The sequence below is a fragment of the Pseudomonas simiae genome, assembly GCF_000934565.1.
Taxonomy (GTDB): domain Bacteria; phylum Pseudomonadota; class Gammaproteobacteria; order Pseudomonadales; family Pseudomonadaceae; genus Aquipseudomonas; species Aquipseudomonas simiae.
In genome coordinates, this window is sequence record NZ_CP010896.1 from 1,309,750 (window position 1) to 1,323,880 (window position 14,131).

Consider the following 14,131-nt stretch of genomic DNA (forward strand, 5'->3'; position numbering starts at 1 on the left):
CTCGGTATTGAATGACGCCGCCAGTCGGGCACGACAGGGCTGCGGACGGGCGCTTGGTGCGCCTCTGATCAAAAAGTGCGCAATTCTAGCGACGGGCAACGCACTTGACCAGCTTTATGCAGGGAAATGCGACGAGTGCTGCGCTATGCTTCGCGCCGTTGCGCGTAGGTAAAGTCCTAAGGTCAACAAAACGTCTGTTACGAGAAGTAAAACAGCGCATGCTAGGGTCAGCTTAGACGCGTTGTAATAAAAGACCGCAGGTCAAAGTGCAGGAGTTGTTGATGGGTCACGCGAGTAATCAGGCAGCAGGTGCCGAGCATTCAAACGCCAAGCCGATTGGTATGCTGGTGGCAGCGGTTGGGGTGGTTTATGGCGATATCGGGACCAGCCCGCTCTACACCCTTAAAGAGGTGTTCAACGGCGGTTATGGGGTTCAGGTCAATCATGACGGCGTGCTGGGGATCCTGGCGCTGATCTTCTGGTCGCTGATCTGGGTGGTGTCGATCAAATACATGCTGTTCGTGCTGCGCGCCGATAACCAGGGCGAGGGCGGCATCATGGCGCTCACCGCACTGGCACGACGGGCGGCGGGGGAGCGCAAGAAGTTGCGCAGTTTCCTGGTGGTGTGTGGCCTGTGCGGCGCGGCGCTGTTCTACGGCGACAGCATGATCACCCCGGCGATTTCCGTCTTGTCCGCTGTTGAGGGCTTGGAGCTGGCCTTCGACGGCCTGGAAAAATGGGTAGTGCCGATCGCCCTGGTGGTTCTGGTCGCGCTGTTCCTGATCCAGAAACATGGCACCGACCATATCGGCAAGCTGTTCGGTCCGGTGATGGTGACCTGGTTCCTGGTGCTGGGTGGTTTGGGTGTGTATGGCATCACCCTGCACCCTGAAGTGCTCAGTGCCATGAACCCGATCTGGGCGGTGCGCTTCTTCGAGGCTCATCCTGGGATTGGCGTGGCCATCCTCGGCGCGGTGGTGCTGGCACTGACCGGCGCCGAAGCCCTCTACGCCGACATGGGCCACTTTGGCCGCAAACCCATCGCTCGCGCCTGGTTCATGCTGGTGTTGCCGGCGTTGGTGCTCAATTATTTCGGCCAGGGCGCCATGCTGCTCGGTGATCCGGAAGCCGCGCGCAACCCGTTCTACTTGCTGGCGCCTAGCTGGGCGCTGATCCCGCTGGTGGTGTTGTCCACCCTGGCCACGGTGATTGCGTCCCAGGCGGTGATTTCCGGTGCGTTCTCGTTGACGCGCCAGGCGATCCAGCTGGGCTACATCCCGCGCATGCATATCCAGCACACTTCCAGCGCCGAACAGGGCCAGATCTACATCGGCGCGGTGAACTGGTCGCTGATGGTCGGTGTGATCCTGCTGGTACTGGGCTTCGAATCGTCCAACGCATTGGCATCGGCCTACGGCGTGGCGGTGACCGGCACCATGCTGATGACCACCATCCTGGTGTCGGCAGTGATGCTGCTGCTGTGGAAGTGGCCTCCGATTCTGGCCGTGCCGGTCCTGGTCTGCTGCCTGTTGGTGGACGGCCTGTACTTCGCTGCCAACGTGCCGAAGATCATCCAGGGCGGCGCCTTTCCGGTGCTGGCGGGGATCGTGCTGTTTGTGCTGATGACAACCTGGAAACGCGGCAAGCAATTGCTGGTGGACCGCCTCGACGAGGGCGGCCTGCCGTTGCCGATCTTTATCGGCAGTATCCGCGTGCAGCCGCCCCATCGCGTGCAGGGCACCGCCGTGTTCCTCACCGCGCGCCCGGACGCCGTGCCCCACGCGCTGTTGCACAACCTGCTGCACAATCAGGTGCTGCATGAGCAAGTGGTGCTGCTGACGGTGGTCTACGAGGATATTCCCCGCGTGCCGGCCGCACGGCGGTTCGAGGTGGACGCCTACGGCGAAGGCTTTTTCCGCGTGATCCTGCACTTTGGTTTTACCGACGAGCCGGACGTGCCCGAAGCGCTGAAGTTGTGTCACCTCGATGACCTGGACTTCAGCCCGATGCGCACCACCTACTTCCTCAGCCGCGAAACGGTGATCGCCTCGCGGATCAAGGGCATGGCCCGCTGGCGTGAGGGGTTGTTCGCCTTCATGTTGAAGAACGCCAACGGCAACCTGCGCTTCTTCAAACTCCCGGTAAACCGGGTGATCGAACTGGGTACCCAGGTCGAAATGTAAGCTGTTGCTGCACGGGGGCCGGCAATCGGCTCCCGCTTTCCTTTCTGAACCCTGTGCAATCCAGCGTTGTCGACTAGGCTCTAAGCACCGTTTGAATAGTGCCCACAGAACCCAGAAGAGGTGCGCCATGAGTCAGCTGCTCGAACCCTACACGCTCCGTCAATTGACCCTGCTAAACCGCATCGCGGTCTCGCCGATGTGCCAATACTCGGCGCAAGATGGCCTGGCCAATGATTGGCACCTGGTGCACCTTGGCAGCCGTGCCGTCGGTGGTGCCGGGCTGATTTTCACCGAAGCCACCGCCGTAACTGCCGATGGCCGCATTACCGCCCAGGACCTTGGGTTGTGGAATGACGCACAGATCGAACCGCTGCAACGCATCACGCGTTTCATCGCTGCCCAAGGCGCGGTGGCCGGTATTCAACTGGCCCACGCCGGGCGCAAGGCCAGCACTCATCGGCCTTGGATCGGCAAGCATGGCAGCGTCAAAGTGGAAGAGGGCGGCTGGACACCGGTGGGGCCATCACCCATTGCCTTCGACCCCCAGCACACCCCACCCAAGCAGTTGGACGAAGGCCAGATCCAGCAAGTGATCGCCGACTTCGTCGCCGCCGCCAAGCGCGCGTTGACCGCAGGCTTCGAAGTGGTGGAAATCCACGCGGCTCATGGTTATCTGCTGCATCAATTTCTCTCACCCATCAGCAACCAGCGCCAGGACCAGTACGGCGGCTCGTTCGAAAACCGCATCCGCCTGGTGCTGCAAGTGACCCAGGCTGTGCGTGATGTCTGGCCCCAGGAGCTGCCGCTGTTTGTGCGGGTCTCGGCGACCGACTGGGTGGAAGACGGCTGGAACCCCGATGAAACCGTGGAGCTGGCGCGTCGCCTGAAGGACTTGGGGGTGGACCTGATCGACGTCTCGTCTGGTGGCACCGCCGCCAACGCCGAAATCCCCACCGGCCCCGGCTACCAGACCCGCTTCGCCGAGCGCGTGCGCAAAGAGTCGGGCATGGCCACCGGCACCGTTGGCATGATCACCGAGCCAGCCCAGGCCGAGCACATCCTGCGCACCTGTCAGGCGGATATCATCTTCCTGGCCCGCGAGCTGTTGCGTGACCCGTACTGGCCGTTGCATGCCGATGATGACCTGGGCGGGCGCAAGGCCATCTGGCCGGCGCAATATCAGCGAGCGACGCACCGGGATCAGCCGATTCATGAGTCGGACCTGCGCGATTGACCTTCTGGGCTCTGCCATAACCCACCGCTGACCACGGTGGGTTTTTTCTAGGCCGTGCGCCGCCAGTTCGGCCAGGCCCACAGCGTCGCCGCGCGTAGCAGCCACTCCATCGGCCCATAAGGGTGGGTACGCAGCCAGCGTGCACTCAGCCACAGTTGCAGGGCAAAGATCCCAAGTGCCACAGGCAACATCAGCAGCGGGGCGAGCGTGTTGATCAGGCCTTCGCCATAGCCGCTGAACAGCAACCCCAGCAGTACCGATTGCAGCAGGTAGTTGCTCAGGGCCATCTTGCCCACCGGGGCCAGCCAGTGGCACAGCCAAGGCCCGGCGGCAGAGCTGAACAGTGCGAGCATAAGCAGGGCATAGGCGGCGCTCAACAACGGTGCCGTGAGTTGCCCCACGCCAAAGGCAAAGGTTTCCAGGCCGCCACCGGGGGCATAGGCGGCGCTCAAGGCATAGATCATTGCGCCCAACAGGCCTGCGGGCAGTGTGATGAGCAGCAAGCGGCTCAGGCGCGGCTGCCAGGCGTACGGGGCTACCAACAGCTGGCGTCGTCCGGCGGCATAACCGAAGAAGAACATCGCCAGGGCGCTAGGCCCTTGCAACAACCATAACGCCTGCACGGTGCTCCACAGATGGCCACTGTGAAAACGCAGGGTATCCACTGCACTGCCAGTAAACGCCACGAGTTTGTCTGCGGCGTCGGGGCTTGAGACCCCGGTCAGGTTGCCTTCCAATGCTTGCAGCACACCCAGCAGCATCCACGCCGAACAGGCGGTCACCACCAGGCAAATGCCCCAACGGTACGCCTTGGCCGGAGACAGGTTGCGAGCCGCCAATAGCACCAGGCCGAGCAAGGCATAGGTGGAAAGAATCTCCCCGTAATACAGTGCAGCGCCGTGGGCCAGCCCCAGGGCCAGCAGGGCCAATTGCCGGCGCACCATTCGCGGTGCGAAAGCAGCATTGGCACGTTCGGCGGCGGCCATCTGTAAGGTAAAGCTGTAGCCGAACAGAAAGGAAAACAGCAGGTAGAACTTGGTTTCGAACAGCAGCGAAATGACAAACCGGACCACGTGGTCGACGGTGCCGGCATAGTCGGGGTTGGTGAGGGTTGATGCGTAATAAGGGTCGGCGAACGCGCAGATATTCACGGCCAGAATGCCAAACAGGGCAAAGCCGCGTAACGCATCGACGTGCACCAAGCGTGTCGGGGTCATCTTCAGCGCCCTTGCAGCAGGTGCACCACCAGGCCGCGCAGCACTTGCGTCTGTTGGTCCGGGTGGAAGTCCGCATCGGCTGCGACGCGGGCGAACATGCCATCGATCAGGGTGGCCAGCCAACTGGCGGCTTCAGGCGCAGAGAGTGATGTGTGAAGTTGCCCGGCGCGGTCGGCGGCTTTGATCAGCGCTTCCAGGCCTTCGCGCAAATAGCGGTCGTTGGCCTTCATCAGGTGTGCCACCGCTTCATCGCGGTGGCCCAAAGCGGAAATCTCCAAGGCCAGGCCGGCGTAGTGGCGGTCGCAGGCCAAATGGCAGGTGTGGTCGACAAACGCCAGCAAAGTCGCCATCGGGTCTTCGGCGTCGGCCAGAGGTGCCATGCCCTGCCGAATCTGCTCACCTTCGCGCGCCACCAACGCCAGCAGCACTTCATGCTTGCTGGCGAAGTAATGGAACAGGTTACCGGCGCTCATTCCGGCGGCGGTGCAGATGTCGGCTGTGCGGGTAGCGACAAACCCGGCTTCGGCGAAACACCGGGATGCGGCATCAAGCAGCGCCATGCGCTTGGTTTCGCGTTGTTGCGGATCGACGGTGCGCATAGTGGGTTCATTAATTAATTGAGTGGTCACTCAATTAAATGGTGCGTAGGAAAATACTGCAAGCTTTTTGCTCAAAACCCATCATTTAAGTTTTTACTCTAAAAAATCCCACGCTTGGCAAGATCGTTTCTACGCTTAGAGTAAGTCTGATTTCTGGCCCAGGAAGTCAGTCGGTTTGTTCACTGAGGCATTGCGCTTCATGGGCGGCGGTTATGGGCAAAGGGAGTATTTGATGGATATCAGGAGAAGCAGTCCATGGCCAAGTCCTATGGTGTAGCGGGGGTGGTGGCGTCGTTTCTGGCCCGCAGTGTGTCTTTACGGGGCCGAAGGCTGAGTTCGGATGAAGTGGAACTGCTGACGCAGTATCGCGCCCTGACCGAGAGCGATCAGGTGGCGATGCGCTATTTGATGGGGGCGATGAAGAGTGTGTCGCGGTTTTGAGCACCTGTAGGCGCTGGCTTGCCAGCGATGCAGGCACCGCGATGCGTCAGTCGCACCGCAGTGATGCCAGCGCCGGCAAGCCAACGTCTACAAGGGACGATCAGGTGTACTTACGCTGGTCCGGTGCCGGCGGGAAGTACTGATACAACCAGGTTTCACTCAAGGTGCGGTCCTGGGTGCGGATAAACAAGCGCAGTTCCACCGGCTCCACGCTGTCGCTGGTCGGGTACCAGTCAAACAGAATGCGGTAGCCCTTAATGTTATCCAGCACCAGCACGCTGAAATCCTTGACCTGACCGTGGGAGCACGTCACCACCGGCTCGATCCCGGTGCCCGATGGCAGGCGATCCAGGCCGCCGCCCTTGAAGTCCACGGCAAAACGGCGCGCCCACACCGGTGGGTAGTGTTCACCTGGTGCCCAACCTTCGGTAAAGCCTCCCATCCCCGAACGAGTAGCGTCGACTTGCGCCAACGGTGTGCTTACCGGCGGCAGCGCGCTCCAGTACAGCTTGTAGCCGTAGTTGAGCGAGTCGCCGGCCGCCACGGGTTTTTTCGGGGTCCAGAAGGCCACGATGTTGTCGAGGGTTTCGCCGGTTGTAGGAATTTCCAACAGGTCGATGGAGCCTTCGCCCCAGGCAGTGGTCGGTTCGACCCACAGGCTTGGGCGCTTGCTGTACCAGTCCACAGTGTCCTGGTAGCTGGCGAACTCATGGTCGGTCTGCACCAGGCCGAAGCCTTTCGGGTCTTTGTCGGCGAACGCGTTGAATTGCAACTTGGCCGGGTTGTTCAGCGGGCGGCAGATCCACTCGCCGTTGCCGCGCCACATCGCCAGGCGGTCCGAATCGTGGATCTGCGGGTGGATGGTGTCGCACATACGGCGTTCGTGAGTGCCGCAGCTGAACATGCTGGTCATTGGTGCGATACCCAGTTGTTCAATGGTGGTACGCGCATTGATGTGCGCGTCGATCGCCATCACCACCTGGTTGGCCTGGCAGTCGATATCGAAGCGGTAGGCGCCGGTAGCGCTCGGCGAATCGAGCAGGGCATAGACCACGAAGCGTGTGGCGTTCTTGTCCGGGGTTTCAAACCAGAACTGCGTGAAGTCGGGAAACTCCTCGCGTTTTTTTGCGTAGGTGTCGATGGCCAGGCCACGGGCGGAAAGGCCGTACTGCCCGGTACTGTCCACCGCGCGGAAGTAGCTGGCGCCGAGAAACGACAGCACGTCATGACGGTCCAGCTCCGGCGCCTTGAACAGCTTGAAGCCGGAAAAGCCCAGGTCGCCAGTCAGTTGCTGGGTGTCGACGGTGGTCTTTTCATAGTTGAACAGCGACGGCCGGAAATGTACCTCTCGCGCTTCGCGGGTCTTGGGGTCAACACTGTGCATGCGCACCGGGGTCTTGAAGCCCATGCCGACGTGGAAGAACTGCACGTCCAATTGGCCGTTCAATTCCTTCCACAGCGAATGGTTACCGTCGTAGCCGATGGCGTTGAAATTCTGGGGCGTCATGGTCGCCAGTGTCGGCGGCAGTACCTGTTTGGTGTCCTTGTAAGCGGTCCCGGCGAGTTGTTTGGCCTGGGCCTTGAGCGATTCGAAGTCGAACGCCACGGCCTTGCCATCGGCAGCACGGTTCCCCGCCCAGGCTTGGGCGGCGAGCAGGCCGCTGGCCGACAAACCGGTGTAAGCCGCAATGGCCATGGACGCTTTGAGCAAATTCCTGCGGTGCATAGAGACAACCTGTCGTGAGCAAATCCCGCGCCGTTCCTGGCACGTGCTGGATCAGAAATTACGGTTCGGACATGCCTTCGACCAAACGCAACGGACATTAAACAGACGCTGGATAGCTTAAGCGGTTCGATGACGTAGGAAAATTGATTGATGGCGGGGTGATGGCGTTGCAAGTGAAACAAGGTGTTGCAGGGGGGGCGAGCGAACACACTCCTCAGGAAAGAAGACGACCCCATGTAGGAGCGGGCTTGCCTGCGATGGCATCAGCTCGGTCAGACTGGAGGCCGAGTCGACCGCATCGCAGGCAAGCCCGCTCCCCCATTAGGTTCAGGCGTCAGGTCACGTTCAGGCCACTTCGCCCGCTGCCCTGTACGCCTCATCAATCGCCGCATGGGCATACGCACTCCACGCCGCATCCGAGTTAGCGATACTCACATGCCCCACCGGCTTTTTCGCCAGCTTCATCAACGCTTCGCTTTCATCGGCATCATCGAACAAGCTGTTGGAGAAGGTCGCATAACCGTGTGACCAGCGGTTGACAGTGATCGCCAGGATGTCGGTCTCATGGTTGAACCCACCCGGCCCGAGCATACGTTGCAACTGATCACGCAACTGCGCTTCCAACTGCTCGAACGTCTGCCCATACAGTTTGCCCCGCCCGGCACGGGCCTGGTCGCGGGCGTTCATGCCGCTGTTGGGGCTGGTGGGCACGTAGACCATGTGCAAGCCGATCGGCTGTGTCGGGTCGCGCGGGTGGTCGTAGCCTCCCATGCTCACCGGGTAGTCCAACTTGATGCGGCTGTAAGGCTGGGTCGCCGCGTAGATCTCATGCACGCCCAGTGTCTGGAACGACTGCCAATTACGGATCACCACCTTGGTGTACACCAGCGGGTATTTTACGTTCTGGCTCAGGGCATGGGCCTGCGGCGCCGGCAGATCCTTCAACAGGTACGGGATCATCATGTTGTAGCAGGCCAGGATGCAGCGTTTGCCGCGCACCTGTGCGAGTTGTCCGCCACGGCTGTAGCCGATATGCACGCCGTTGTCGACGTTACGCACGCTGACCGCCGTGCTGTTCAAGCGCAATCGCACGGCTGCCTTGGGCTGGTCGAGCTTGGCGTAGTCGAACGTCGCCAGCACGATATCGTCCATGGTATGCCCTGGCGCCACGCCCGGGATCAGGCTGCGCACCAGCAAGCGCGCCACCGAGGCATTTCCATCGGGGAAGTGGTAGATGTAGGGCTCTTCCATTTCCGCTGCCGCTTCTTCGCTGATGGGCGCCAGGTTCATCCCGGCAAAGCCTGGGAAACCCACGCTGTAGGCGTCAGCCGAAGCGACGGCATCAATGCTCAACGCCATGAAGTCATTGGTGCGGCTCTGGAAATACTTCACCGCGCCTTCCGATAATCCTACGTTCTTGAGCAGAAAGTCGCGGTAGCTGGTTGCTGCCAAGTAGTCGGCCTTTTCTTCGGCAGTCTTGCCCGGCAGGTAATCCTTGGGCGCCATGTGCAGCTCGATCAGGGCCTGGCGGTCTGCCGCTGGCAATGGGAAGTCATTGATGAAATCGCGGATGGCGCGGGCATTCAGCTGGCCTGGTGCAACATCGTCAGCCACCATCGGGGTCGGGTCGCCGGTCACCAGTTTGTCTTCGCCGAAGTTTTCCTTGTCGAAGAACACCCCGCGCGACAGTCCCAGGCCTGGGTAGAACTGGCGATCGAAGGCGGTTTCAAAGCGCTTTATATTCACCCCGAGCGTTTTCAACAGCCCGTTCACTTCCTTGCTGTACAGGTGGTTGGGCGACTGGAAAGCCTCGCTCCCGCCGTAGCCGATGATCATGCGGCCACCGGCCTGGAATTCGTTGCGCTTGGCGTGGCCGCCGAAGTCGTCGTGGTTTTCCAGGATCAGGATCTTCGCCTTGGGGTGTTTTTCGCGGTAGAACCACGCCGCCGACAAACCACTCAAGCCACCACCGACCACCACCAGGTCGTAATCCTCGGTGATCGGCAGTTTGTCGGTGTCGAACACCTTCTTTTCCCAGCCCATCTGGTGCGCCACTTCGAACGAGCCGGCATGGCTGCCGCGCAGGCCGGTGAGGGCAGGTGGGTAGTAACGGCCATCGGGGGCGGCTTGCAGGATTTGCAGCGGGGTCATGCCAGCGGCAATCGTGATGGCGACGCCGTTGAGGAAGTCGCGGCGGGTGATATCCATGGGAGATCCTGAAAATTATTGTTATAGGTTCCCGGCATCCAGAACGGATGCCGGGTTAAATCGTCAGTGCTTGAACATCACATGGCGCACGCTGGTGTAGTCCTCCAACCCATACATGGACATGTCCTTGCCATACCCGGACAGTTTCTGACCGCCGTGGGGCATTTCGCTGACGAGCATGAAGTGGGTATTCACCCACGTGCAGCCGTACTGCAGGCGTGCGGCCAAGCGGTGGGCGCGTCCTACATCGGCGGTCCACACGGACGACGCCAGGCCGTAGTCCGAATCGTTGGCCCAACCGAGCACCTGCGCTTCATCAGTGAACCGGGTCACCGATACCACCGGCCCGAACACTTCGCGGCGCACGATCTCATCGTCCTGCTGCGCGTCGGCCAGCACGGTCGGTTCAAAGAAGAAGCCATTGCCTTCCACCGCCTTGCCGCCGGTGACCAGGCGAATGTGCGACTGCGCCACGGCGCGTTCGACGAAACCTGCGACACGGTCGCGATGCTGCGCGGTAATCAATGGGCCCAGCTCGGTGGCCGGGTCATCCTGCAAGCCGTACTTGATGCTGGCGACCGCCGCGCCGAGTTTCTCGACAAACTGCTCGTAGATCTCCGCTTGCGCGTAAATCCGACAGGCTGCGGTGCAATCCTGACCGGCGTTATAGAAGCCGAAGGTGCGGATGCCTTCCACGGCGGCGTCGATGTCCGCGTCGCTGAAGATGATCACTGGCGCCTTGCCACCCAGCTCCATGTGCATGCGCTTCACGCTGTCGGCGGTGCTGGAGATGATGTTTGCGCCGGTGGCGATGGAGCCGGTCAGCGACACCATGCGCACTTTCGGGTGGTTCACCAGCGGGCTGCCGACGGTTGGCCCGCGGCCGAACACCAGGTTGAGCACACCGGCCGGGAAGAGGTCAGCGGCCAGTTCGACCATGCGCAGGGCCGTCAGCGGGGTTTGTTCCGACGGCTTGAGCACCACGGTATTGCCGGCGGCGAGGGCCGGGGCGATTTTCCAGGCAACCATCATCAGTGGGTAGTTCCACGGTGCGATGGACGCAATCACGCCCACCGGGTCGCGGCGGATCATCGAGGTGTGGCCGGGCAGGTATTCACCGCCTGCCGAACCGCTCATGCAACGGCTGGCGCCGGCAAAGAAACGGAATACATCGGCAATCGCCGGGATCTCATCATTCAAGGCGGCGCTGTAGGGCTTGCCGCAGTTGTCCGATTCCAGCTGGGCCAGCTCTTCGCCGTGGGCTTCGATCACGTCCGCCAGTTTCAGCAGCAACAGCGAGCGGTCTTTGGGTGCGGTTTGCGACCAGCTTTCGAACGCCGCATCGGCTGCGCGCACGGCGGCGTCGACCTGGGCTTCGCTGGCTTCGTTGATTTCCACCAGCACGCGGCCGAGCGCCGGGTTGAATACAGCCTGGGCCGGGCCTTCGCCTTCTACCAGTTGGCCGTTGATCAGCAGTTTGGTTTGCATGGTTCAGCTCTCCTAAAACGAGTGTTTACCCCTGAGCAAATACGGTTCAAATGTGGGCGCTGGCTTGCCCGCGATAGCGGTGGATCAGCCAGCCGATTCATCAACTGACAGCCTGCGATCGCAGGCAAGCCAGCTCCCACACTGATCCGTGTTTCTTCAGTGGCAGGGTCTTGTCAGTTATTTACCGCCACTCCCCGCCACGCTTTCACCGCCGCGGGTCAGGTAATAGGCACCGAGAATCGGGAACATCGTCACCAGCATCACCAGCATGGCGACCACGTTGGTCACCGGCACATCCCGTGGGCGGCTGAGCTGGTTGAGCAGCCACAAGGGCAAGGTGCGTTCGTGGCCGGCGGTGAAGGTGGTGACGATGATTTCGTCGAACGACAGCGCAAAGGCGAGCATGCCGCCGGCCAGCAGTGCCGAGCCCAGGTTGGGCATGATGATGTAGCGGAAGGTCTGCCAGCCGTCGGCACCCAGGTCCATCGACGCTTCGATCAGGCTGTGGGAGGTGCGGCGCAAGCGTGCGATGACGTTGTTGTAGACGATCACTACGCAGAAGGTCGCGTGGCCGACGATGATGGTGAACATCCCCGGCTCGATGCCCAGCGTCTTGAAAGTCGCCAGCAACGCGATACCGGTGATGATCCCCGGCAGCGCAATCGGCAGGATCAACATCAGCGACACACCTTGCTTGCCGAAGAACTCGCGGCGATACAGCGCAGCCGAGGCCAGGGTGCCGAGCACCATGGCGATCAGGGTAGCGATGGCCGCAATCTGCAACGACAGCTTGATGGCTTCCAGCACGTCCGGCCGGGCGAACGCCACGCTGAACCACTTCAGGGTGAAGCCCTGGGGCGGAAAGCTGAACGCGGCTTCTTCGGTATTGAAGGCGTAGAGAAAGATGATCAGGATCGGGAAGTGCAGAAACACCAACCCGCCCCAGGCTGCAATCTTCAGACTCATACTTGATTTTTCAGAGTGCATCGAAGGCCCCCAGGCGTTTGACGATGGACAGGTAAACCGCGATCAGCACGATCGGTACCAGAGTGAACGCCGCCGCCATGGGCATGTTGCCGATGGCGCCTTGCTGGGCGTAGACCATGCCGCCGACGAAGTAGCCGGGCGGGCCCACCAATTGCGGCACGATGAAGTCGCCCAGCGTCAGCGAGAAGGTAAAGATGGAGCCGGCGGCAATCCCCGGAATCGACAGTGGCAGGATCACCTGCATGAAGGTCTGACGCGGCTTGGCGCCAAGATCCGCCGAGGCTTGCAGCAACGACGGCGGCAGTCGTTCCAGGGACGCCTGGATCGGCAGGATCATGAACGGCAGCCAGATGTAAACGAACACCATGAAGCGCCCCAGGTGCGAGGTGCTCAAGGTGCTGCCGCCCACGCCGGGAATGCCCAGCACGAACTGCAACACCGGCTCCAGGCCCAGGTGCTGCACGAACCACTGCGCTACGCCGCCCTTGGCCAGCAGCAAGGTCCAGGCATAGGCCTTGACGATGTAGCTGGCCCACATCGGCATCATCACCGCGATGTAGAAAAACGCCTTGGTCTTGCCCGTGGTGTAGCGCGCCATGTAGTAGGCAATCGGGAAAGCAACGATGGCGCTGGCGATCGACACCGCGATCGCCATGCTCAGGGTGCGCACGATGATGTCGAAGTTCGACGGCTGGAACAGCGCGGCGAAGTTGGCCAGGGTCAGGTCCGGCGTGACCGCCATGGTGAAGTCGTCAAACGTATAGAAGCCTTGCCACAGCAGGGTCAGCAGCGAACCCAGGTAGATCGCGCCGAACCAGATCAACGGCGGCACCAGCAGCATCGCCAGGTAGAGGTTGGGCTTGCGGTACAGCAGGTTGGAAAACCTGCGCATCGGCGGTTGGGAAAGGGCCAGGCTCATGTCACACCTCGCCTGCGATATCGGTCAGCGGCACCATGGCTTCACGGGCCCAGCGCGCGGTGAGGGTCTGGCCGACCTGGTGGCCGGCAGTGGTGTCCAGCCACTGGTTGTTGGCGCGGCTGATATTCAGGGCCTGGCCGTTTTCCAGCTTCAATTCATAGCGGGTGGCGCTGCCCTGGTACTGGATATCGTGGAGCAAACCGCTGATTTCCACTTCGCCGGTGCCCAGCGGGCCTTCGGCAAACCGCACATGTTCCGGGCGGATCGAGAAGGGTTGCGCGGTGCCGCCGAGGCGCTGGGCCAGCTCGCCACGAATCACGTTGGAGGTGCCGACGAACTCGGCGACGAACGACGTGGCCGGTTTCATATAGAGGTTGCGCGGCGTGTCGACCTGTTCGATGCGGCCTTTGTTGAACACCGCTACGCGGTCGGACATCGACAACGCTTCGGTCTGGTCGTGGGTCACGAAGATAAAGGTGATGCCCAGTTGGCGTTGCAGCTTCTTCAACTCACTTTGCATCTGCTCGCGCAGCTTGAGGTCGAGGGCTCCCAGGGGTTCATCGAGCAGCAACACCCGTGGGCGGTTGACCAGAGCGCGAGCCAGGGCGACACGTTGGCGTTGGCCGCCGGAGAGCTGTACCGGCTTGCGGTCGCCATAGCCGCCGAGGGCGACCATTCCCAGGGCTTCTTCGGCACGGTTCATACGCTCGGTCTTGCCCACGCCCTTGACCTTGAGGCCGTAGGCCACGTTGTCGCGCACATTCATATGGGGGAACAGTGCGTAATCCTGGAATACAGTGTTGACGTCACGCTGATACGGCGGCAACCCCGCGGCTTCCTCGCCATGGATGCGGATCGAGCCCGCGCTCGGCTGCTCGAACCCGGCTATCAGGCGCAGGCAGGTGGTCTTGCCCGAGCCGGAAGGGCCGAGCATGGAAAAGAACTCGCCGTCCTGGATATCGATGGAAACCCGGTCAACGGCTTTCACTTCGCCGAACTGACGGGAAACGTGAGTGAATTGGACTGCAAGCGTCATGGTGCGGTGCTCCAAAAAGGCGCGGGTCGTCGCAGCGGCCCGGCCTGGACTTCTGAAAAAACGGGGTAGCGGTGTACGCGGTCAAAATGTGGG

The 14,131-nt window shown here is 61.5% G+C and carries 11 protein-coding genes; 3 read left to right on the forward strand and 8 right to left on the reverse strand.

All coding sequences use genetic code 11. The features are described 5' to 3' along the window. Positions 1 to 281: 281 nt before the first annotated feature. On the forward strand, positions 282 to 2,183 hold the full coding sequence (locus PF1751_RS05855; RefSeq protein ID WP_010212670.1) for a potassium transporter Kup: 1,902 nt from the start codon (positions 282 to 284) through the stop codon (positions 2,181 to 2,183). Between the two features lie 127 nt (positions 2,184 to 2,310). Further along, positions 2,311 to 3,417 (forward strand): NADH:flavin oxidoreductase/NADH oxidase, encoded by a 1,107-nt coding sequence (locus PF1751_RS05860; protein ID WP_010212669.1) that lies wholly within the window; start codon positions 2,311 to 2,313, stop codon positions 3,415 to 3,417. A 47-nt stretch (positions 3,418 to 3,464) separates the two neighbouring features. Here PF1751_RS05860 and PF1751_RS05865 read toward each other — a convergent pair whose 3' ends face one another. Next, on the reverse strand, positions 3,465 to 4,634 hold the full coding sequence (locus PF1751_RS05865; RefSeq protein WP_044286712.1) for a DUF418 domain-containing protein: 1,170 nt from the start codon (positions 4,632 to 4,634) through the stop codon (positions 3,465 to 3,467). Between the two features lie 2 nt (positions 4,635 to 4,636). Beyond that, entirely contained in the window at positions 4,637 to 5,233 is a 597-nt protein-coding gene (locus tag PF1751_RS05870; RefSeq protein WP_021492454.1) for a TetR/AcrR family transcriptional regulator, read from the reverse strand. 255 nt (positions 5,234 to 5,488) lie between these two features. Between PF1751_RS05870 and PF1751_RS05875 the strand changes: the two genes are divergently transcribed. Next, complete coding sequence (locus PF1751_RS05875) at positions 5,489 to 5,674, forward strand: hypothetical protein (RefSeq protein WP_010212665.1); 186 nt, start codon at positions 5,489 to 5,491, stop codon at positions 5,672 to 5,674. 100 nt (positions 5,675 to 5,774) lie between these two features. Here the strand turns inward: PF1751_RS05875 and PF1751_RS05880 are convergent, their stop codons facing one another. From PF1751_RS05880 to PF1751_RS05905, 6 genes are all read right to left on the reverse strand, one after another. Then, entirely contained in the window at positions 5,775 to 7,400 is a 1,626-nt protein-coding gene (locus PF1751_RS05880; protein WP_044286714.1) for a glucan biosynthesis protein D, read from the reverse strand. 345 nt (positions 7,401 to 7,745) lie between these two features. After that, positions 7,746 to 9,608: a flavin monoamine oxidase family protein gene (locus PF1751_RS05885; RefSeq protein WP_010212662.1), complete on the reverse strand. Its 1,863-nt coding sequence runs from the start codon at positions 9,606 to 9,608 to the stop codon at positions 7,746 to 7,748. Between the two features lie 63 nt (positions 9,609 to 9,671). Beyond that, positions 9,672 to 11,096 (reverse strand): gamma-aminobutyraldehyde dehydrogenase, encoded by a 1,425-nt coding sequence (locus PF1751_RS05890; protein WP_010212660.1) that lies wholly within the window; start codon positions 11,094 to 11,096, stop codon positions 9,672 to 9,674. A gap of 177 nt (positions 11,097 to 11,273) precedes the next feature. After that, positions 11,274 to 12,083, reverse strand: a complete 810-nt coding sequence (locus PF1751_RS05895; protein WP_021492451.1) for an ABC transporter permease — start codon at positions 12,081 to 12,083, stop codon at positions 11,274 to 11,276. After that, entirely contained in the window at positions 12,073 to 13,002 is a 930-nt protein-coding gene (locus PF1751_RS05900) for an ABC transporter permease (RefSeq protein WP_010212656.1), read from the reverse strand. The genes PF1751_RS05895 and PF1751_RS05900 overlap by 11 nt, the downstream gene beginning before the upstream one ends. 1 nt (position 13,003) lies before the next feature. Further along, complete coding sequence (locus tag PF1751_RS05905; protein WP_010212654.1) at positions 13,004 to 14,038, reverse strand: ABC transporter ATP-binding protein; 1,035 nt, start codon at positions 14,036 to 14,038, stop codon at positions 13,004 to 13,006. Positions 14,039 to 14,131: the final 93 nt, after the last annotated feature.